General features: G+C 74.1%; 23 protein-coding genes and 1 tRNA gene. 9 read left to right on the forward strand and 15 right to left on the reverse strand.

Features of this window, described 5'->3' with window-relative positions; translation table 11 throughout:
* Nucleotides 1-80: 80 nt before the first annotated feature.
* The gene (locus ACFTZA_RS01020; RefSeq protein ID WP_378189786.1) at nucleotides 81-1,691 is read left to right on the forward strand and encodes a mechanosensitive ion channel family protein; all 1,611 of its coding nucleotides are present in this window, start codon (nucleotides 81-83) and stop codon (nucleotides 1,689-1,691) included.
* 18 nt (nucleotides 1,692-1,709) lie between these two features.
* Here the strand turns inward: ACFTZA_RS01020 and surE are convergent, their stop codons facing one another.
* Together surE and ACFTZA_RS01030 are read right to left on the reverse strand one after the other, a co-directional pair.
* A complete protein-coding gene (surE, locus tag ACFTZA_RS01025; protein ID WP_378189788.1) occupies nucleotides 1,710-2,462 on the reverse strand; it encodes a 5'/3'-nucleotidase SurE in 753 nt (250 codons plus the stop codon).
* A 58-nt stretch (nucleotides 2,463-2,520) separates the two neighbouring features.
* Nucleotides 2,521-3,483 (reverse strand): 1-phosphofructokinase family hexose kinase, encoded by a 963-nt coding sequence (locus tag ACFTZA_RS01030; RefSeq protein ID WP_378189790.1) that lies wholly within the window; start codon nucleotides 3,481-3,483, stop codon nucleotides 2,521-2,523.
* Between the two features lie 100 nt (nucleotides 3,484-3,583).
* Here ACFTZA_RS01030 and ACFTZA_RS01035 point away from each other — a divergent pair, with 100 nt between their 5' ends.
* Nucleotides 3,584-4,114 (forward strand): hypothetical protein, encoded by a 531-nt coding sequence (locus ACFTZA_RS01035; RefSeq protein ID WP_378189792.1) that lies wholly within the window; start codon nucleotides 3,584-3,586, stop codon nucleotides 4,112-4,114.
* Between the two features lie 6 nt (nucleotides 4,115-4,120).
* Here the strand turns inward: ACFTZA_RS01035 and ACFTZA_RS01040 are convergent, their stop codons facing one another.
* Nucleotides 4,121-4,753, reverse strand: coding sequence for a TIGR03086 family metal-binding protein (locus tag ACFTZA_RS01040; protein WP_378189794.1), 633 nt, complete (start codon nucleotides 4,751-4,753; stop codon nucleotides 4,121-4,123).
* Nucleotides 4,754-4,811: 58 nt separating this feature from the next.
* Entirely contained in the window at nucleotides 4,812-4,994 is a 183-nt protein-coding gene (locus ACFTZA_RS01045; protein ID WP_378189796.1) for a hypothetical protein, read from the reverse strand.
* A 104-nt stretch (nucleotides 4,995-5,098) separates the two neighbouring features.
* Here ACFTZA_RS01045 and ACFTZA_RS01050 point away from each other — a divergent pair, with 104 nt between their 5' ends.
* On the forward strand, nucleotides 5,099-5,692 hold the full coding sequence (locus ACFTZA_RS01050) for an ASCH domain-containing protein (RefSeq protein ID WP_378189798.1): 594 nt from the start codon (nucleotides 5,099-5,101) through the stop codon (nucleotides 5,690-5,692).
* Nucleotides 5,693-5,717: 25 nt separating this feature from the next.
* Here the strand turns inward: ACFTZA_RS01050 and ACFTZA_RS01055 are convergent, their stop codons facing one another.
* The gene (locus ACFTZA_RS01055; protein WP_378189800.1) at nucleotides 5,718-6,317 is read right to left on the reverse strand and encodes a pyridoxamine 5'-phosphate oxidase family protein; all 600 of its coding nucleotides are present in this window, start codon (nucleotides 6,315-6,317) and stop codon (nucleotides 5,718-5,720) included.
* Between the two features lie 48 nt (nucleotides 6,318-6,365).
* Between ACFTZA_RS01055 and ACFTZA_RS01060 the strand changes: the two genes are divergently transcribed.
* Nucleotides 6,366-6,998: a DinB family protein gene (locus ACFTZA_RS01060; RefSeq protein ID WP_378189802.1), complete on the forward strand. Its 633-nt coding sequence runs from the start codon at nucleotides 6,366-6,368 to the stop codon at nucleotides 6,996-6,998.
* Here ACFTZA_RS01060 and rlmC read toward each other — a convergent pair.
* Together rlmC and ACFTZA_RS01070 are read right to left on the reverse strand one after the other, a co-directional pair.
* Entirely contained in the window at nucleotides 6,995-8,125 is a 1,131-nt protein-coding gene (gene rlmC, locus ACFTZA_RS01065; RefSeq protein WP_378189805.1) for a 23S rRNA (uracil(747)-C(5))-methyltransferase RlmC, read from the reverse strand. The two genes, ACFTZA_RS01060 and rlmC, sit on opposite strands and share 4 nt — an antisense overlap.
* 57 nt (nucleotides 8,126-8,182) lie before the next feature.
* Nucleotides 8,183-8,470, reverse strand: coding sequence for a DUF4287 domain-containing protein (locus ACFTZA_RS01070; protein WP_378189807.1), 288 nt, complete (start codon nucleotides 8,468-8,470; stop codon nucleotides 8,183-8,185).
* 139 nt (nucleotides 8,471-8,609) lie between these two features.
* Between ACFTZA_RS01070 and ACFTZA_RS01075 the strand changes: the two genes are divergently transcribed.
* Together ACFTZA_RS01075 and ACFTZA_RS01080 are read left to right on the forward strand one after the other, a co-directional pair.
* Complete coding sequence (locus tag ACFTZA_RS01075) at nucleotides 8,610-8,846, forward strand: three-helix bundle dimerization domain-containing protein (RefSeq protein WP_378189809.1); 237 nt, start codon at nucleotides 8,610-8,612, stop codon at nucleotides 8,844-8,846.
* Nucleotides 8,847-8,876: 30 nt separating this feature from the next.
* Nucleotides 8,877-9,290 (forward strand): VOC family protein, encoded by a 414-nt coding sequence (locus tag ACFTZA_RS01080; protein WP_378189811.1) that lies wholly within the window; start codon nucleotides 8,877-8,879, stop codon nucleotides 9,288-9,290.
* Between the two features lie 455 nt (nucleotides 9,291-9,745).
* Here ACFTZA_RS01080 and ACFTZA_RS01085 read toward each other — a convergent pair.
* Nucleotides 9,746-9,821, reverse strand: a tRNA-Lys gene (locus ACFTZA_RS01085).
* Between the two features lie 81 nt (nucleotides 9,822-9,902).
* Nucleotides 9,903-10,634: a DUF429 domain-containing protein gene (locus tag ACFTZA_RS01090; protein ID WP_378189814.1), complete on the reverse strand. Its 732-nt coding sequence runs from the start codon at nucleotides 10,632-10,634 to the stop codon at nucleotides 9,903-9,905.
* Nucleotides 10,635-10,940: 306 nt separating this feature from the next.
* On the opposite strand from ACFTZA_RS01090, the gene ACFTZA_RS01095 reads away from it, so the two are divergent.
* Nucleotides 10,941-11,222, forward strand: coding sequence for a HesB/IscA family protein (locus ACFTZA_RS01095; RefSeq protein WP_378189817.1), 282 nt, complete (start codon nucleotides 10,941-10,943; stop codon nucleotides 11,220-11,222).
* Nucleotides 11,223-11,345: 123 nt separating this feature from the next.
* Here ACFTZA_RS01095 and ACFTZA_RS01100 read toward each other — a convergent pair whose 3' ends face one another.
* Entirely contained in the window at nucleotides 11,346-12,035 is a 690-nt protein-coding gene (locus tag ACFTZA_RS01100; RefSeq protein ID WP_378190079.1) for a M50 family metallopeptidase, read from the reverse strand.
* 392 nt (nucleotides 12,036-12,427) lie between these two features.
* Between ACFTZA_RS01100 and ACFTZA_RS01105 the strand changes: the two genes are divergently transcribed.
* Together ACFTZA_RS01105 and msrB are read left to right on the forward strand one after the other, a co-directional pair.
* Complete coding sequence (locus ACFTZA_RS01105; protein WP_378189820.1) at nucleotides 12,428-13,975, forward strand: DEAD/DEAH box helicase; 1,548 nt, start codon at nucleotides 12,428-12,430, stop codon at nucleotides 13,973-13,975.
* Between the two features lie 73 nt (nucleotides 13,976-14,048).
* On the forward strand, nucleotides 14,049-14,477 hold the full coding sequence (gene msrB, locus ACFTZA_RS01110) for a peptide-methionine (R)-S-oxide reductase MsrB (protein ID WP_378189822.1): 429 nt from the start codon (nucleotides 14,049-14,051) through the stop codon (nucleotides 14,475-14,477).
* Here the strand turns inward: msrB and ACFTZA_RS01115 are convergent.
* The 5 genes from ACFTZA_RS01115 to ACFTZA_RS01135 all read right to left on the reverse strand — a co-directional run bounded on the left by ACFTZA_RS01115 (nucleotide 14,452) and on the right by ACFTZA_RS01135 (nucleotide 19,392).
* Complete coding sequence (locus tag ACFTZA_RS01115) at nucleotides 14,452-14,871, reverse strand: DUF2809 domain-containing protein (RefSeq protein ID WP_378189824.1); 420 nt, start codon at nucleotides 14,869-14,871, stop codon at nucleotides 14,452-14,454. The genes msrB and ACFTZA_RS01115 overlap by 26 nt on opposite strands.
* On the reverse strand, nucleotides 14,868-15,359 hold the full coding sequence (locus tag ACFTZA_RS01120) for a MarR family winged helix-turn-helix transcriptional regulator (RefSeq protein ID WP_378189826.1): 492 nt from the start codon (nucleotides 15,357-15,359) through the stop codon (nucleotides 14,868-14,870). The genes ACFTZA_RS01115 and ACFTZA_RS01120 overlap by 4 nt, the downstream gene beginning before the upstream one ends.
* A gap of 85 nt (nucleotides 15,360-15,444) precedes the next feature.
* The gene (locus ACFTZA_RS01125; RefSeq protein WP_378189828.1) at nucleotides 15,445-17,187 is read right to left on the reverse strand and encodes an MDR family MFS transporter; all 1,743 of its coding nucleotides are present in this window, start codon (nucleotides 17,185-17,187) and stop codon (nucleotides 15,445-15,447) included.
* Nucleotides 17,184-17,744 carry a MarR family winged helix-turn-helix transcriptional regulator gene (locus ACFTZA_RS01130; RefSeq protein ID WP_378189830.1) on the reverse strand — a complete coding sequence of 187 codons (561 nt, stop codon included), beginning with the start codon at nucleotides 17,742-17,744 and terminating at the stop codon, nucleotides 17,184-17,186. The genes ACFTZA_RS01125 and ACFTZA_RS01130 overlap by 4 nt, the downstream gene beginning before the upstream one ends.
* A 193-nt stretch (nucleotides 17,745-17,937) precedes the next feature.
* Nucleotides 17,938-19,392 carry a sugar porter family MFS transporter gene (locus ACFTZA_RS01135; RefSeq protein WP_378189832.1) on the reverse strand — a complete coding sequence of 485 codons (1,455 nt, stop codon included), beginning with the start codon at nucleotides 19,390-19,392 and terminating at the stop codon, nucleotides 17,938-17,940.
* Nucleotides 19,393-19,576: the final 184 nt, after the last annotated feature.

The raw sequence follows: 19,576 nt of genomic DNA on the forward strand, positions 1-19,576 counted from the left end.
GCGCGGCGGGTCGAGCGGTGTGGCGTTGTTCGCACCCGACGGCGCGCGCGGCGCCCCACCGCGCTGCCTAACCTGACGGGATGGAACCCGAGATCGAGAACGCCACGGACGTCCTGGTGACGCTCGGCGCCGTCGCCGCCGGGCTGGTCGCCGCGTTCCTGCTCGGCAGCGTCCTGTCCGCCGTCGTGCGCCGCGTCGGCCACCGCAGCGCGCTCGCCCGCGACCTCTCGCGCCGCCTGCGCAAGCCGGACCGGGCCGTCCTCATGGTGATCGCGGTGTGGGTCGCGGTGCGGCTCACGACGGACCCGTCGGTCCCGTGGGTCCCGGTCGTCGAGCACCTGCTCGTCATCGCCCTGATCGGGGTTGGGGCCTGGTGGGTGGGGGCGCTCGCGTTCGTCCTCGAGGACTCGGCGCTCCAGCGCTACCGCGTCGACACGGCGGACAACCGGCACGCGCGGCGCGTTCGGACGCAGATCACCGTGCTGCGCCGCCTCACGGTGGCCGTCATCGTGGTGTGCGCCGTCGCCGCGGTGCTCCTCACGTTCCCCGGTGCGCGCGCCGCCGGGGCGAGCATCTTCGCGTCCGCGGGGCTCATCTCGATCGTCGCGGGCCTCGCGGCGCAGACGTCGCTCGCGAACATCTTCGCCGGCATGCAGATCGCGTTCACGGACGCGATCCGCGTCGACGACGTCGTGGTGCTCGAGGGCGAGTGGGGACGGATCGAGGAGATCACCATGACCTACGTCGTGGTGCACCTGTGGGACGACCGTCGTCTCATCCTGCCGTCCACGTACTTCACGACGAGCCCGTTCCAGAACTGGACGCGGCGCGCGGCCGACCTGCTCGGGACCGTCGAGCTCGACCTCGACTTCGAGGTCCCGGTCGGCGAGATGCGCACGGAGCTCAAGCGCCTGCTCGGCCTCACGGAGCTGTGGGACGAGCGGGTCGGGATCCTCCAGGTGACGGACGCCGTCGGCGGGCTCGTGCGCGTGCGCGCGCTCGTCAGCGCGCACGACGCGCCCACGCTGTTCGACCTGCGGTGCTACGTCCGCGAGGGCCTCGTCGACTGGGTCCAGCGGGCGGCGCCCTGGGGTCTGCCGCGCACGCGCTTCGAGGGCGCCGGCTCGGCGACGCCCGACGACGCGGGCACCGCTCCCGAGCACGAGGCACGGCCCGCCGAGGAGCCCGGTCCGTCCGCCGCGGGCACGGTCGAGGAGCCGACGGAGCAGGGCGGTCAGGAGCTGCCCGTGCCGCCCGCGCGGCCGCCCCGCCTGCCGGCGCAGCGTGGCGCGCGACGCGCCGACGCGCCCGTGGTGCTCGGCACGGTCCGGAAGGCCGGGCGTGCGGGCGCGACGCCCAGCGAGGACCTCACGACGGTGCTGGGAGCCGTGCCCGGGGCGGAGCCCGGCGGTCCCGTCCGGACCCGCGTGGTCGCGGGCACCGAGGACGAGGCCGCGCCCGCGGCCGCGGAGTCGGCCTTCTTCAGCGGGAGCGCGGAGGGCGAGCAGCGGTCGCGCGCGTTCGCCGGACCGGGCCAGGACGTCATCGAGGAGCGGGAGCGCACCGCCGAGCACGCCCGCGTGGACGACGACGGCGACGACCTGCGCGACGACCTGCGCGACGACGGGCGGGACGACGAGCGGGAGCGTCGCCACGACGACCCGGGCACCGACCACGACGAGCGCGGCTGACGGCCGGGCCGCGACGGCTCAGGGCAGCGCGGGCACCTCGAGGTCGTGCTCGGCGTAGGGCGCGCGCAGCAGGGTCGCCGTGGCCCAGCCGCGGGTGAGGAGACCGGTGTCGGACTCCGGCTCCGAGTGCCGCTCCGTGCCGGCGTACTGGAGCATGAGGTCGCGCTCCTCGTTCTCGTGGATGCGCGCCTGGACGAGGCCGAAGCTCGCGAGCGGCGCGTTGCGCAGACCGCGCAGCCGCTCCGGGGTGCAGTCCGGGACGTTGACGTTGAGGGTGCGCCCGTTCAGCGGGGTGCGGCGCACCCAGCCGAGCACGTGGTCGGTCACCAGGCGTGCGGTGTCCCAGTGCTGCGGCTCGGCCGCGTCGACGGACACGGCGACGGACGTGATGCCGTGGGTCGTGGCGGACAGCGCCGCGCCGACGGTGCCCGAGTGCAGGACGGCGTACCCCGTGTTGGCCCCTTTGTTGACGCCGGACAGCACGAGGTCGGGTTTCGGGCCGAACCCGCGGTGCGCGGCGACGAACGCGATCAGCGCGGGTGCGGCCCGCACCGCGAGCGACGTCACGCCCTCGGGCAGCCCCGGGGCGCGGCGGGGCTCGACGACGAGGCGGCCGTCGTGCTCCGCGCCGAGCAGCGACGCGCTCGCCCCGGAGGACTCGCGTGCGGGGGCCGCGACGGTCACGTCGTAGCCGGCGTCGAGCGCGGCCCCGGCGAGCACCGCGAGGCCGGGGGAGTCGATCCCGTCGTCGTTGGTCACGAGGGCGTGCACGGTGTCCTCCTGAGTTTCTCGTCGTGCCTGGTCATGGTCCGGAGCCGCGTCGCGAGCGTCACGAGACCTCCTCCACGGTGACGCGCTCGGCGAGGCGCTCGATCTGGTCCCGGCGCCCGCTGCCCAGTCCGCGCCGCGTCACGTTGAGCGCACCGGCGGACGCGCCGAGCCGGACGGCGTCGGGCAGCTCCAGCCCGCGCGCGAGCCCGACGGCGATCCCGGCGGTCATCGAGTCCCCGGCACCGCGGTGGTCGACCGTCGTGACGTCGGGCGCCTGCACGGAGTACGTGCGGTCGGGCGTGACGAGCAGCGTCGGGTCCTCGGCCCGCGAGACGACGAGGGCGCGGGGACCGCCCGCGACGAGCTCGCGGGCCGCGGCGAGGAGCGCGCTCTCCGAGTCGTCGTCGCTGAACCCGCTCTCGACCATCTCCTCGTGGCTGATCTTGAGGATCGCGCCCGTCCCGGACGCGACCGCCCGCGCCTGCTCCCCGGACAGGTCCGCGACGACGGTCCGCCCGGAGGCGTGCAGGTCGTTCGTGAGGCGTTCGAAGAAGGAGGGCGTGACGCCGACGTCGGTCTCGGACCCGGTGAGGATGGTCACGTCGGCGTCGAGCGCGCTGACGAGCACCGTGCCGTACAGGTCGTCGACCTCGTGCCGGTTCAGCACGTAGGGGTCCATGGTCACGACCTCCTGGCGCTCGCCGCTGCGGCGGTCGTGCACGAAGGCCCCGTTGCCGCCGGTCGTGGTGGCCCGCAGGTCGAGGTTCAGCGTGCGCGCGAGGTGGGCCGCGACGGTCCCCGTCTCGCCGCCGAACGGCCCGCAGACGACGACGTGCGCGCCGAGCGAGTACGCCATGCGGCCGAGCCACAACCCCTGACCGCCCGGGTGGACGTGCACCTCGGGCGACTCGTCGTGGGGACCGCCGGGCTCGATCTCGATGGTCAGCAGCGGGGTGAGGGCGAGCACGCACACCGTCGGGGCGTGCTCGTCGGGCGGGGGCGGCGGCTGGGTGTCGGCCATCCGTCGAGGCTAGGGCGCCCGGCGGCGCCTCACCCGTCGAACCGACGACCTGCGCCGCGGACGTCGGCGCCGTCCAGGTCCGGGTGGTTTCATGCTCCTCATGAGCGTCTCGCCCCGTCCTGCCCCCGGCCTCCGTGCCGTCCGGCCCGCCGTCGTCGCCGGCGTCGTCGGCGTCCTGCTGCTCGGCGCGTGCTCGGGGGGCGCGGACGGCACGGCCGACCCTGCGCCGTCGGACACCCCGACGAGCACCGCCACCGGGACGGCGTCGCCGGAGGGGACGCTCACGGTCCAGGAGGCGTGCAGCGCGATGTACGTCGACGGCGACACCTCGCTCGAGCGGCGCGTGGTCGCGGCGCTCGTCGACATCAGCGAGGGCGCGGACACCGACTCCGTGGCCACGATGACGGCCGTGGGCATCGAGCTGGGCTCCCTCTCGGTCGACGTGCCCGCCGAGCTGGCCGACGCCGTGGACGCGGTGCGCGTGCCGTTCCTCCAGCTCCAGGAGAACCTCGACGCGGGGACGGAGCCCTCCGTGGAGCTCGACGTCGCCTCGGCACGGGCCGGGCTCACCGAGTACCGTGAGGTGTGCGACGCCGCGGGCGGGCCCGCGGGCGACGACGCGGGAGCCTGACGCGCCTCAGCGGCGCCGGCCCGTGAGCGCCAGGAGGCGCGTGAGGTCGTCCACGGCGTCGTCCACGTCGAGCGGCCCCCGGAAGAGCGGGCCGGCGTCGAGGAGGGTCGAGCGGGTCTCGGCGTAGTGCAGCGCCCACGACACCAGCGCCGGGTCGAGCTCCTCGTCCGCACCCGTCGCGCGTGCGACGTCCCACGTGTGCACGACCAGGTCGAACGTCGTCTGCGCGCAGTACTCGGCGGCGCTCGTGTCGCCGTAGGACAGGTGCACGACGCGGTCGAGGGCGTCGGGGGCGAGGAACGCCTCGCGGGCCTGCACCGACGCGTCGACCCACGCGTCGGCGGGTGCGTCCCCCAGCACGTCGCCGGCGAAGGCGTCGCCGACCTCCTCGACGGTCCTGCCCGCCAGGAGCTCGGGCGCCCACAGCTGCTCCGCGGTCACGTGGTTGACGAGGTCGCGCACGGTCCAGTCGTCGTCGGGCGTGCGCAGCGACCACTGGTCGTCGGTGAGGGGGCGGACCCGGGCGTCGAACGCGCCGATCGCGTCGCCGTGCGCGGCGATGACGTCCATGCGGGCCTCCTCGGCGGCGTCCGGGTGCCGCGTCGCCTCGGCGCGGCGGTCCTGGGCCCACCGTGGCACGGATCGTCCGCCCTGGCGCGGTGGCCGGACCGGACGGCGGTGCGCCCCGAGGTGCCGGTCAGTTCCGCAGGGCGAGGGCCACGGCGAGCACGATCCCGCCCCACAGGACGATCCCGGCACCGACGCCGATCGCGAGCCCGTGCGCCCCCGTCGAGCCGTCCCGGCGCGCGCCCCGCACCGCCCCCGCGGTGATCGCGAGGCCGGACACGACGAGCGCAGCCCCCACGACGATCCAGAACATCGCGAAAACAGTCCCACACGTGCGGTGCGTGCCGCAGCGCGACGCGCGACGTTCCGCGCCCGGCGAACCGATCAGGACGCCGACCCGCTCGTATGCTCGGAACCGTGCTGCTCGACGCGCCGACGCTGCGAGGCGTCCAGGACGGGACGGTGACGCTCGCGTTCCGGCGCTGGACCGTGCCGCGCGTACGCGTCGGGACGCGGCAGCGCACGCGCGTCGGCGTGGTGGAGGTGACGTCGGTCGAGCGCGTCCCGCTCGGCGAGGACGGCGTGCCGGTCGTGTCCGACGACGACGCCCGGCGCGCGGGGATGGGCTCGCCCGCACGCGTGCTCGCCCGGGGCGCCGGCCGCGAGGGGGACCTGTACCGGGTGGGCCTGCGGTTCGCGGGCGAGGACCCGCGCGTCGCGCTGCGGGCCGACGACGACCTCGACGCCGCCGCCGTCGAGGGCATCCGGGCTCGGCTCGACCGCATGGACCGCGCCGCACCCGAGCCGTGGACGCGCGCCTACCTCCAGCTGGTCGCCGCGAACCCCGGGGTGGTCGCGCGCGAGCTCGCCGCCGGGATCGGCATGGAGCGCGACCCGTTCAAGGTGCGCGTGCGCCGGCTCAAGGAGCTCGGCCTGACCGAGAGCCTCGACGTCGGCTACCGCCTCTCGCCGCGCGGCGCCGCGTACCTCGCGGCCACGACGGGCGGTTGACGGCGGCGCGAGCGGCCCGACGCGGTCAGGACTCGGCCGGTCGGGAGGCCGGTGCGTCGTCGACCGGACCGTGCCGCCCGATCGCCGGGAGCCCGTCGATGCTGCGGGCGTTGCGCTCCCGCCGGTACGTGTCGAAGTACTCGGGCTCGCGCCGCTCCTGGGCGCGGTCGAGGACGTCGCGGTCGTCGACGAACGTCATGCGTGGCACCGAGAAGCCGCACGAGTCGGACACCCGCTGGACGTCCACGACGACGATGCCGCGCTGGCCCAGCTCGCGCTCCTTGGCGAAGTGCGGCCGTAGCTCGTCGAACTCGTGCGTGCCGACCTCGACGTAGCGGCCCGTGCCGTGGAACCGCACGATGTTCGGCGGCCCGTCGAACGCGCAGAACATGACGACGACGCGCCCGTTCTCGCGCAGGTGCGCCGCCGTCTCGGCGCCCGACCCCGTGTAGTCGAGGTAGGCGAACCGGTGTGGGTCCAGCACGACGAAGGTGCCCGCCATGCCCTTGGGCGACACGTTGACGTGCCCGTCCGCGGCGAGCGGCGCGGTCCCGACGAAGAACACCGGCTGGGCGAGGACGAAGGACGCGATGCGGTCGGTGATCTCCGGGTGCACGGTCGCCATGGCCGGAGTGTGGCACCGCTGCGGGAGGCTCGCGGTAGCGTCCGCGATATGACCGAGACCACACCCGAGGCCGGACGGCCGGACCGGACCCTGGAGCCGAAGGCGGTGCTCCAGCGCTACCTGGAGGAGGAGCGGGCGACGTTCGTCGCCAAGCTCGACGGACTGGGCGAGCGCGACGTCCGCCGACCGCTCACGGCGACGGGGACGAACCTGCTCGGCCTCGTCAAGCACGTGGCGAGCGTGCAGGCCGACTACCTCGGCGCGGTCTTCGGTCGGCCGTTCGACGTCCCCATGCCGTGGATCGCCGACGACGCCGAGGTGAACGCCGACATGTGGGCGACGGCGGACGAGTCGCGCGCGGAGATCCTCGAGCTGTGGCGACGCTCGTGCGAGCACGCCGACGCCACGGTCGCGGCCCTCGACCTCGACGCGCCGGGCGTGGTGCCGTGGTGGGGACCTCGGGTGCGCGACGTCACCCTCCAGCGGGTCCTGGTGCACCTGCTCGCCGAGATCTCCCGGCACGCGGGGCACGCCGACATCGTGCGCGAGCTGGTCGACGAGCGGGCGGGGAACGACGACGGCAACCTGCCCGAGCAGTCGCGCGAGGAGTGGGCGGCCTACCGGGCGCGCCTGGACGCCGCCGCGACCGAGGCGGCGCGGCGCGCGGGCGAGGAGGCCTAGGCCCGTTCGAGGAGCACCGCGACCTCGTAGTGCGCGGTGTGGGGAAACATGTCGAGCACCTGTGCCTCGCGCGGCCGCAGCGACGGCATGAGCGCGAGGTCGCGCGCGAGCGACGTCGCGTTGCAGCTCGAGTACACGACGTGCCGCACGCCCGACTCCTCGAGCCACGTGCTGAGCGTCTCGCCGATGCCGCGGCGCGGCGGGTTCACGACGACGAGGTCGGGCCGCGCGGCAGGCGGCTGGGCGAGCGCGAACGCGGTCGCGTCCTGCGCGAGGAACGTGGCCCGGTCGAGCCCGGCGTCGTGCGCGGTGTGCCGCGCGCTCGCGACCGCCTCCGCGCTCGTCTCGACCCCGACGACGTCGCGGTCCTGGCCCGCGACGTGCAGCGCGAACCCGCCGACCCCGCAGTACAGGTCCCAGACCGAGGCGGGGGCGGCGTCGTCCACCCACGCCCGCCCCTGGCGGTAGAGCGCGGCGGCGACGTCCGTGTTGGTCTGGAAGAAGCTCTGCGGGCGCAGGTGCAGGTCGACGTCGTTGACCGTCATGCGCAGCGTCTCGGTCCGGGTGAGGAGCAGCTCGGTCTCGCCCTCGACGACCGCCTTGTGCTCCGGGTGGATGTTCGCCGAGACGACGCGCAGCGCCGGGAGCGCGTCGAGCAGGGCCGGCAGGTGCTTGCGCAGGCGCGGCACCGACTCCGTCGAGCGCAGGACGAAGCGCGCCATGAGGTCGCCGTCGGGCGAGAGCGTCACGAGCACGTACTTGAGCTCGCCGCGGCGTGCCCGGACGTCGTACGGGACGAGGCGCGCGCGCGTCACCAGGTCGGCCAGCGGCCCGAACGCCTCCTGCAGCGCCGCGGGATACAGCGGGCAGTCGGTGAGGTCCACGCCACCGTGCTCGTCGAGGATGCCCAGGACCGGGGCGTCCACCGTGCCGGTGACGACCATCTTCGCCTTGTTCCGGAACCCGGACTCCGCGGACTCGACGGGCGCCAGCCAGCGCAGGCCGGGCGCGAGCGGGGCGAGGAGGTCCGCGCAGTGCCGCTGCTTGCCGGCGAGCTGCGTGGGGTACGGCTGCGCGAGGAGCGTGCACGACCGGCAGCGCGCGGCGTCGTAGTGGTGGCACTGCACCCGTTCGAGTCTACGGGCGGTGCCGCCGGGGCGGAGCGGGCCCCGGCGGCCGCCAGGTCACGCGGGCTTCGTCGCCCTGCCGTCGAGCCACAGCGTGTCGGACTCGTCGCGGTGCGTGCCGTCCGTGCCGACGTGCTTCGTGCTGATCTGCGGGCCCTTGGTGATGACGTGGACCATCGCCATGCCGTGGCCGCGGCCCAGCCCGTAGTCCTCCTTGAGCCACGCCAGGATCGGGCCAGCCTTCGTCGACTCGTCGAAGCCGCGCTCGTGCGCCAGGTCGACGAGCTGGCGCGGGGTGAGTCCGGTCTTGTCCTCGACCGCGTCGAGGTACGCCTGGAAGGACACGTGCTGCTCCTCTCGTGCCGGGCGCCGTGCCCGGTCGTCGGTGTCGACGTGCACCGCGCCCGGAACTCATCGGTCGCGCGCGACCGAGTGTTCATCCGCGGTTCCGGAGTAGGCCACCAGCGTCTGCGATCCTCGGTGCATGAACGACGAGTCTCGCGAGATCGACGTCGTGGTGCAGCGCATCGCGGACCGCTTCCCGGACCTTCCCGTCGACCAGGTCCGCGAGCAGGTGCTGGCCGAGCTCGACGCGTTCGACGACGCGAACGTGCGCGACTTCGTGCCCCTGCTGGTCGAGAACGCCGTGATGGACACGCTGCGCGCCTCGCTCGACCCGGAGCCGGTGGGCGTGCCCGACGAGAGCGCGTCGGGAGCCTGATCCCGCGGCCCTCGTGGTTAGCCTGAGTCGATGGACGTGGAGTACATCGCAGGCTTCGGCCCGATAGGCGCGGACGCGAGCGCGACGCACGACTTCTGGGCGGGGACCCTCGGCATCGGGTTCGACGAGCTCGCGCCCGGCTACCACCACACCGAGCGCCTGGGCGGGGCGAAGGCCTTCGCGCTGTGGCCCCTCGACCAGGCGGCGCAGTCCACGTTCGGGACACCGGAGTGGCCACGGGACCACCCCGTGCCGCAGGCGTGGCTGGAGCTCGAGGTCTCCTCACCGGAGGCCGTCGCCGACGCGGTCCGCGAGCTGCGCGCCGCAGGTCAGGAAGTCCTGCGGGACGCGCACGAGGAGCCGTGGGGGCAGACGGTCGCACGACTGCTCAGTCCCGAGGGGATCCTCGTCGGCATCTCGTACCTGCCGGACTTCCACCGGTGACCTGAACCCCGGATCGGCGGAGGCTGCCTCGCTGCTCAGATGACAGCGCGGTCGTGCCACGCTTCGGAGGGTTGTGCAAGAGAGGCGCGCGGAGGTTGTCGGGTTTCACCCGGTCCGTCGCGTCACGGAGAGGACATCTCGCACGTCCTTCTCCTCGTGCGCCACCAGCAAGACGAACGACACCCCGAACCCATCGCCCTCGCCCGCCCCATGCCGTCCGAGCACCGGACGCGGGACCGGCACGGCCGGCCCGTGACGCTGCACGGCGTCGTGACCCACGTGGCAGGCCGCCGCGTGGCCTTCGAGTACCGCCACCCGGAGCGGGGGCTGTGGCACGTGTGGGTGGCCGACCACACCTGCTTCCCGGTGAACGACGCAGGCCTCGACGACGTCGCGGTGACCGCGACGACCACCGCGGCGGGATCCACGCCGACGGATACCGGCACGACGGACGGTGGTGGGCCCCGTGGGGTTCGAACCCACAACCTACGGATTAAAAGTCCGCAGCTCTGCCAGTTGAGCTAGAGGCCCGCGGCCGGGAGCGCCCGGACGCCACGCCTAGGCTACCCGCGCGCGCCTGACGGCCGGACGGGCCCCGCGGGCCCCGACCGGTCACACCCAGATCGCCGCCGGCCAGCCGTCGTCGAACACCTCCGGCGGGTCGGGCAGCGGCACGGCCTCGCCGCGCGCGACGCGTCGCGCGGTCCACGCCGCGGCGCCGGCGTCGAGCACGTCGTCGACGCCGGCGTCCAGCCCGGCCAGCCCGAGGTCGCCCGCGAGGACGACGCCCTGCTCGGCGAGGAGGCGCCGTCGGAGCTCGCTGCCCGCCCACGTGGCCTTGCGCGACGTGAGCGGGGAGCCGTGCATCCGGGCGAAGCAGACCTCGGGGTGGGCCTCGACGACGGGCACGCCCACGGTCCGTACCCAGGCGTCGACCTGGAGCAGCTTGACGCGCAGCGCGTACGCCTGCACGGAGACGCCCTCGCCGGCGTGCTCGCGGTTGACCCGGACCGCGGTCGCGTGGTCGGGTGCGAGGAGCGCCGGTCGGACGGGCGTCATGAACACCGACGACCGGAGCGGTCCGACCTCGGCCCTCGCGAGCACGTCCGCGCGTCGTCGCCCGGAGTCGGGCAGCCCGACGGGGATGTCGATCGCGACGGCCGCGAGCGGCCCGTCCTGCGACGCGCGGGCGACGAGCGCGTCGATGGTCGCCTCGACGTGCGCCGTGACGCGAGGCCCGGCGTGCGCCGCGGTGCGGTCCGCGTCGTCGGGTGGGTCGTCGAGCGCGACGCCCACCCAGCCGGCGCGGCACGCGTCGACGCCGAGCACCCGGTACGTGGTCACGTCCCCTTCGTACCGGGTGCGGCCACGGGCGGCGAGGGCGGCGCGCCGGGAGTCGCGGGCCGGGCCGGCGGGTGCCTCCCAGGCGCGCGAACCCTACGCAGACCGGCGAGCGCTGTCGCACGGAGTCTTGCTGGGCGAGAACTTCGGTGAGATGCGGCCGTCTCGCTTGCGGTCGCACGCCGATCTTGCTTGGTTGGAGGAGACCGAGGGGCCCGCGGGAGGGTGCACCGACGGAAGGTCGCACCTCCAGGTGTGCACCGCACGGACGTGTCCCGTGGCCCCCGCCCGGCGACGAGAGGAGCTCTCGTGCTCACCCTGACCGACAACGCCCGTTCCGCTGTCCAGGACCTCACCACGCAGGCCGGCGTCCCCGAGGGAGGCGGTCTGCGGATCGCCGAGTCCGCGGACCAGGCCGGCAGCTTCGAGCTCGCGCTCGTGCCCGCCCCGCAGCCCGACGACACGGTCGTCGAGAACGGCGAGGCGAAGGTGTTCGTGGAGTCGGCCACCGTGCCGACCCTGTCGAACCTCACGCTCGACACCGACCCGAACGCTCAGGGTCCCTCGTTCGTCCTGACCCCTCAGGGCTGACGACGCAGCACGGTCTTCGACGGCGCGCTCCTTCCTCCTCCGGGCGCGCCCTCGAACCCCCGACGGGCCGTCCGCATCACGCGGGCGGCCCGTCGTCGTGCGCGGGGCGTCCGGTGCGCCCGGTCAGGCCGCGGGCCCGACGATCCACCAGGCGCCGAGCACCGCGGCACCGATCGTGACGAGCAGGAACACGCCCACCCAGAACAGGCCCGGGACGCGGGTCAGCTGGGCGAGCATGTCGGCGTCCGACCTCCCGCCGCGCCCGCGCGACCGCTGCGCCTGGAGCTCGAGGACGGGCCGCACCGCGCCGAGCAGCAGGAACCACGTCACGGCGTACGCGACGGCGCTCTGCACCGGCGGCGTGGCCCACCACGACACCCCGACGAGCGCCGCGCCGCTCACGAGGACCGACCACAGCCCGAACCAGTTGCGGATCTGCAGCAGCATCACGGCGAGCAGGAGCACGAGCAGCCACAGGAGCCCGACGGCGTACCCCTGCCGCAGCAGCGCGGCGGCGCCGAGCCCGACGAGGCCCGGCCCGACGTACCCCATGAACGCCGTGACCACCATGCCGAACCCGCGCGGCTTCCCGTAGGACACGGTCAGGCCGGACGTGTCGGAGTGCAGGCGGATGCCGGACAGGCGCCGCCCCGTCAGCAGCGCGGCGAACGCGTGCGCGCCCTCGTGCGCGATGGTCACGACGTGCCGCGCCACGCGCCACACGGGCGTGACGAGCACGACGGCGAGCGCGACCACGCCCATGGCCGTCACCACGGCGGGCGCCGGGGGAGCGACGGGCGTCACCGCCGCGATCCAGATCTGCCCGACGACGTCGGTCACCGTCGTCCACACGTCAGCGCCGCCGGTGGTGCCTTCTCCGGCCGCGGCGAGCGGCGTCGTCGTCTCCTGGTGCACGCGCGCCATTCCACCACAGCGCCCTGTGCCGTCGGCCGAGCACGACGCTGCTCGCGCTCGATCGCGACGTCGGTGCCGCCACGGCGCCGAGAACGTCACCAAGGTCGTGCTCGGCACCCCCTCGGAGGCCTCACCGGCGGTGACGCGCGCCGCGTTGCGGGGCTCCGGCGCCGGGCATGAGAGACTGGACGCCTGAGGGCAGCGCGAACCGCGCGCCCCACGTCGTGGAGATCCCCCCGGATTGCGTGCGGCGGACCCCGACCCCCAGCCCCGAGAGGCCTCGTACTTCTGTGACTTCCTTCGCCGACTTCGGCCTGCCCACCCCTGTCGTGCGCGAGCTCGCGCGCCAGGGCATCGACTCCCCGTTCCCCATCCAGACGGCCACGCTTCCCGACTCCCTGAAGGGCCGTGACGTGCTCGGCCGCGGACGCACGGGCTCCGGCAAGACGCTCGCGTTCTCCCTGCCCACCGTGGCGCGCCTCGCCGGGGCGAAGACCTCGCGCCACCCGCGCCGGCCGCGCGCTCTCGTGCTGTGCCCCACGCGCGAGCTCGCCAACCAGATCAACGCCACCATGGAGCCCGTCGCCAAGGCCCTCGGGCTGACGACGACGACGATCTTCGGCGGCGTCGCCCAGTCCCGTCAGGTGACCGCGCTCGACAAGGGCGTGGACATCGTCATCGCCTGCCCCGGCCGCCTCGAGGACCTGCTCAACCAGCGCCTGCTCACGCTCGACGGCATCGAGATCACCGTCCTCGACGAGGCCGACCACATGGCCGACCTCGGCTTCCTGCCCGGCGTGAAGCGGATCATGGACAAGACCCCGAAGCAGGGGCAGCGCATGCTGTTCTCCGCGACGCTCGACAACGGCGTGGACCAGCTCGTCAAGCGCTACCTCAGCAACCCGGTGCGCCACTCGGTGGACGACGCCGCGGCCGCGCCCCCGCAGATGACGCACCACATCCTGGCCGTGCGCGACGCGGAGGCGAAGAAGCAGGTCGTGCACCAGCTCGCCTCCGGCACGGGCCGCCGCGTGCTGTTCATGAAGACCAAGCACCAGGCCAAGAAGCTCGCGAAGCAGCTCACGGCGTCGGGCGTCCCCGCGGTCGACCTGCACGGCAACCTCGGCCAGGGCGCGCGCGAGCGCAACCTCGAGGCGTTCACGTCGGGCGCGGTGAAGGTGCTCGTCGCCACCGACATCGCGGCACGCGGCATCCACGTCGACGAGGTCGAGCTCGTCGTGCACGTGGACCCGCCGGCCGAGCACAAGGCGTACCTGCACCGCTCCGGCCGCACGGCGCGTGCCGGCTCCGAGGGCGTCGTCGTCACGGTCATGCTCCCCGAGCAGCGCGGCGACGTCCGCGACCTGACGCGCAAGGCGAAGATCACGGCGCAGCCCAAGCCCGTCGCACCCGGCGACGAGACCATCACCGGGCTCGTGGGCGAGGTCGCGGAGTACGTCCGCCCGGCCGACATCACGCCGCCGCAGACGCAGGCGAAGCGCGGCACCACGTCGACCAACGGCGGGTCGCGCACGTCGCGCCGCGGTCGGGGCGCGCAGGGCGGTACCACGGCCCCCCGCGGGCAGGCCTCGTCGGGCGGCCAGCGATCGACGGACCAGCGCACCGGTGCGGCGCGACCGGTCGGCCAGGCCGGCGCGGGCGGTCAGGGCGGGCGCGGTGGCTCGGGTCGCCGGGGTGGCTCCGGCCAGGGCGCGCCGCAGGGCGCGGGGCAGCCGTCCGGCCAGGCGTCGGGCCGACGCCGTGGCGGGCGCGGTCGCGCCCAGCGCCCCGCCGGCTCGTCGGGCCCGACCGTCTACTCGACGTCGACCCCGCGCTGACCACGACCGGGACGGCTGACACGGCCGGGAACACCGGTCGGGGACGTGTGGTTGGGACCGTCGGAGGTGGAGCATGACCAGTCAGACCCATGACAGCCAGCCCTACGAGGTCACGAAGACCGACGCGCAGTGGCGCGCCGAGCTCTCGCCGCAGGAGTACGCCGTGCTGCGTCAGGCGGGCACGGAGCGCCCGGGGACCGGCGAGCTGCTCGACGAGCAGCGCACCGGGGTGTACCGGTGTCGGGCGTGCAGCAACGAGCTGTTCCGCTCGGACACCAAGTTCGACGCGCACTGCGGGTGGCCGAGCTTCTTCAGCCCGCTCGCCGGTGACCGGGTCGAGCTCATCGAGGACCGCAGCCACGGGATGGTGCGCACCGAGGTGCGCTGCGCCCGCTGCGGGTCGCACCTGGGCCACGTGTTCGACGACGCGCCCCAGACCCCGACGGGCGACCGCTACTGCATGAACTCCGTGAGCCTCACGTTCGAGGCCGCGCAGCAGTAGCCGGTCCGGCGGCGAGCCGCCGGAGTCCCGCGTCGACGGCGAGGGCCAGTCCCGCGCCGGCCGCGTAGCAGGCCAGGTCCCGCACCGCGAACGTGCTCCCCAGGAGCCACGCCGCGGGCGGGACCTCGGCGTTCACGGCGGAGGCGAGGCCCGTGGCCTGCACGCCCTCCACGACCCAGCACCATCCGAGCGCGAGCGCGGCCACGACGACGGGCCGCAGCCGCGGCAGCACGAGCGCGACGAGCGCGTACGCCGCCACCGCGTAGAGCACGTCGCCGCCGACGTCGCCGGCGGGATCGGGAACCTGCGTCGCCACGACGAGGCCCGCGACGACGACCGCCACGAGCGCGGTGCCCGCACCGGCGCGGCGACGCGGCGCCGCCGCACGGCTCACCGGGCGGAGTTCCAGCGCACGACGTCCTCGGAGTAGCGGTGCAGGAGGCTGGCGAGGGTCGCGACGTCGTCCGGGTCCCACCCCCCGAGCGCCTCCGTGATCGACGAGACCCGGCCCCGGTGGGCCGCCTGGAGCCGCTGCGCGCCGTCGGGCGTGAGCGTGATGAGCTGGCCGCGCGAGTCCTCCGGGTCGACCTCGCGCGCGACCAGGCCGAGGTCGTGCAGGCGGCTCAGCTGCCGCGAGATCGTGGCCCGGCCGACGCCGAAGTGTGCCGCGAGCTCCGACCCGCGCACGCCCGGGTGGTCGGCGATGTGCGCGAGCAGCGGGTACGCGCTCGCCTCGAGGTCGGGGTGGATGCGGCGCGCCATCCCGCCGGCGACGGCGCCGGCACGGCGAAGCATGACGCGGAGCTCGCGTTCGAGGTCGACGTACGCGGCGTCGGTCCCCGTGGCGAGGTCTGCGGTGGGAGCGGGCGTCTCTGCAGGCACAGGCCCATCATGGCCCGTGGAGGCCGCGCCGGTCACCCTCGGGCCGGGACCAGCGCGGCCTTCGTCGCGGCGTGGCGCCGTCGGCTCAGCGCACGCGCGTCGCCTCGCTGGGCTCGTCCTCCTCCTCGACGACACCGCCCGGCGCGACCGCGTCGGCGAGCGTCGCCTCGGTCTCCTCGGCGAGGCTGACGCGGCCGTCGTCCGCCGGCGGGACGTCGGCGGGTCGGCCGTCGGGCGTGGTCGCCGCGTCGCCGGCCGCGGCCGCCTCCCGCTCCAGGCGCTCCTGCAGGCCGGTCTTGGTGCCGAGCGGTACCTCCTTGAGGAGCACGACGGCGACGAGCGCGACGAGCGCCAGCGGCACCGCGACGAGGAAGATGTCGGCGATCCCGTCGCCGTAGGCACGCTCGACGAGGTCCCTGACCGGAGCCGGGAGCGTGTTCACGTCCGGGACGGCGTTGCTGCCGCCCATCGAGTCGGCGGGGACGCCGAGGTCGGCCAGCCCCGACCGGATCGACGACGTCACCTTGGAGGCGAGGATCGCGCCGAGCACCGAGACGCCGACCGCGCCGCCGAGCGTGCGGAAGAACGCGACGGTCGACGTGCCCGCGCCCATCTCCTCCACGGCGAGCGTGTTCTGCACCGCGAGCACGAGGTTCTGCATGAGCATGCCCATCGAGGTGCCGAGGAAGAACAGGTAGACGCTGATGAGCACGAAGCTCGTGTGGTAGTCGATCGTCGACAGCGCGAACAGCGAGGCGGCCAGCAGCGCGGCACCGGTCACCATGATCGCCTTGTACCGGCCGAAGCGGGTGATGAGCTGGCCGAACAGCGTCGAGGCGACGAACGTCCCCACGATCATCGGCACCGTGAGGAGGCCCGACTCCGTCGGGGTCTTGCCGCGGGCGACCTGCATGTACTGGCTGAGGAACACCGCGGTGCCGAAGAGGGCGAGGCCGACCGCGACGCTCGCGACGACCGCCAGCACGAAGGTGCGGTTGCGGAACAGCCGGAGCGGGATGATCGGCTCGGCGGTGACCCGCTCGACGAGGACCGCGGCGACGAGCGCGGCGACCGCGCCGCCGACCATGAGACAGGTCTGCCACGACAGCCACTCGAAGTTCTGGCCCGCGAACGTGACCCACAGGAGCAGCGTCGAGACGCCGACGCTGATGAGGCCCGCGCCCCAGTAGTCGATCTTCACGACGCGGCGCGCGGCCCTGGGCAGGTGCAGCGTGCGCTGGAGGACGACGATCGCGGCGATCGCGAACGGCAGGCCGACGAAGAAGTTCCAGCGCCAGCTCGCGGTGTCGGTCAGCACGCCGCCGAGGAGCGGTCCGCCGATCTGGCTCACGGCCATCACGCCGCCCATGAGGCCCATGAACTTGCCGCGCTCGCGTGGGGAGATGATGTCGGTGACGAGGACCGTCGCGAGCGCCATGAGGCCGCCGGCGCCGAGGCCCTGGAAGGCGCGGAACGTGATGAGCGTGCCGACGTTCTGCGACAGCCCGGCGAGCGCGGACGACACGACGGCGATGATCAGCGCGACCTGGATGAGCACCTTGCGGTTCGTCAGGTCGGCGAGCTTGCCCCAGATCGGCGTCGAGATCGTCGTCGCGAGGAGCGTCGCGGTCACGACCCACGTGTAGGAGGACTGCGACCCGTCCAGGTCGCTGATGATCTTCGGCAGCGAGCTCGACACGACGGACGTGGCGAGGATCGCGACGAACATGCCGAGCAGGATCCCGGAGAGCGACTCCAGGACCTCGCGGCGGGACATCGTGGCCTCCCCGGCGGAGGCGCGTGGTGCCTGGGTGGTGGCGGCGGTCATGCGGTGGGGGCTCCTCGGAGGACGGGTTCGGTGCGGGAGAGAGGGGTGGAGGCCGTGCGCCCCGACGCGGCGCCCGGGTCGTGCGACGACGCGACGGCGGCGGCGACCCGGTCGATGTGCGCGGTCGCCGCGGTGAGCTCGTCGGCGCTCCAGTCCGCGAACGTCGCGGCGCTCATGGCCTCGATGAGGTCGTGGGCGCGCCGGAGGAGGGCGCGGCCGTCCGCGGTGAGCTCGACGGTGCGGGCCCGGCGGTCGTCGTCGTCGACCGTGCGGCGGGCGAGGCCCGCGTCGACGAGGTGGCTCACCTGACGGCTCGCGACGGACAGGTCGACACGCAGCCGCGACGCGACGTCGCCGAGCGGGACGGGTCCGCAGCGGTCGAGCAGGCGCAGCACGCCGAACGACGCGCGCGGCAGGTCGAGCTCGCGGGCGAGACGCCCGGCGGTCTCGCGCTGGACGCGCGCGAGGTCGTCGAGCGCTCGGACGAGAGCCGCGGTCGGGCTCGGGTCCGGGGAGACGGCGGGAGCGCCGTCGGGGACGACAGCGGTGCTGGGCACGGGTCACACTCCTTGGTTGCTGCAGGCAAGCGTACGCCTTCCAGTTGCTTTTAGCAACCATTGCGTGCGGCAAGGAGTCTCTCCGCGCGAAGCCCGCGTGGTCGGCTTGGAACGCACGGAACCCGGGGTCACGCACCGACCGGGACGACGGTCGGTGCGTGACCCCGGGTTCGGCCGGGACCGTCAGGCGCGGTCAGGCGGACCGGCGTGCGTGGGCGTCCTCTCCCATGTCCTCGAGCTCGACGTCCTTGGTCTCGCGGACCTTCGCGAGGACGAAGAAGAACGACAGCGCCGCGAAGATCGCGTACATGAGGTACGGGATCGACGCGCCGAAGGCGGCCAGCAACGGCGGGAACGTCAGGGTGATCGTGAAGTTGGCGAGCCACTGCGCCATCGCGGCGACACCGAGCGCCGCCGCGCGGATCCGGTTCGGGAACATCTCGCCGAGGAGGACCCACACGAGTGGGCCCCACGAAGCCCCGAAGAACACGACGAACGCGTTCGCGGCGACGAGCGCGGTCGTCCCCCACGCGCCGCCGAGCGAGATGTCCTCGCCGCTGCCCGACGCCTGGGTGAACGCCAGCGCCATGATGCCGAGCGAGATGGTCATCCCCGCCGAGCCGACCAGGAGGATCGGCCGGCGGCCCACCTTGTCGACGAGCGCGATGGCGATGAAGGTGACGGCGACGTTCGTCACCGACGTGATCGTGGACACGAGGAACGACTGGCTCTCGTCGAAGCCGACGGCCTGCCACAGCGTCGTCGAGTAGTAGAAGATCACGTTGATGCCGACGAACTGCTGGAAGACCGAGAGCAGGATGCCGACCCAGACGATCGGCTTGAGCCCGAGGGCGCTGCCGCGCAGCGAGGACTGTTCCGCGAGCGCCTCGTCGGTGCGGATGGTCCGGCGGATCTCGCGGAGGCGGTCGTCGACGTCCTCCTCCGGACCGAGCACCGACTGCAGGACCTGGCGCGCGTCGTCGTCCTGGTCCTTGGCCACGAGGAAGCGCGGGGACTCGGGGATCCGCAGCGCGAGCACGCCGTAGGCGACGGCCGGGACGGCCTCGACGAGGAACATCCAGCGCCACGCCTCCCAGCCGAACCACAGCTCGTTCGCCGCACCGCCGGCGGACTCTGCCAGGATCTGGTCGGACAGGAGCGCGCCGAAGATGCCGACCGTGATCGCGAGCTGCTGGAGCGACCCGAGGCGGCCGCGCAGGCGGGCGGGCGCGATCTCGGCGATGTAGGCCGGGGCGATGACGGACGCGATGCCGATGCCGATGCCGCCCATGAATCGCCACACGGCGAGGTCCCAGGCCGTGAACGCGGCGGCGGACAGGATGGCGGAGGCGAAGAACAGCACCGCGCCGATCAGCATGACGCGCGTACGGCCGAGGCGGTCGGCGAGCCGTCCGCCGAGCCAGGCGCCGAGCGCGCACCCGAGGAGCGCGACGGCCACCACGAGGCCGGTGATCGTGGGGTTCAGCTCGAACTCGCCCTCGATCGCCTGGACCGCACCGTTGATCACGGAGCTGTCGAAGCCGAAGAGGAAGCCTCCGACGGCGGCGGCGAGCGCGAGCGCGATCGCCTTGCGGTGCGCGCTGCGCACGGCGTCCGACTGTTGACCTGCGATGTCGCTGCGTGCCATGGGTCCCTCCGGTCGTCCTGGGACTCCAGCGAGGGCCCCTTTCGTCACTGTAGGACCGACCTCCTCGCCCGGCGCGGGGAACGACGCACGTCACAGCAGGACGGGCGCGCGACGCCCCGGTGGGCCGGGTGCAGACTGGTCGGGTGCCCGACGAGATCCCCGACGCCCCCGACCCTGGACGGTC

It is taken from the genome of Cellulosimicrobium sp. NPDC057127, from assembly GCF_042670945.1.
Classification (GTDB): domain Bacteria; phylum Actinomycetota; class Actinomycetes; order Actinomycetales; family Cellulomonadaceae; genus Cellulosimicrobium.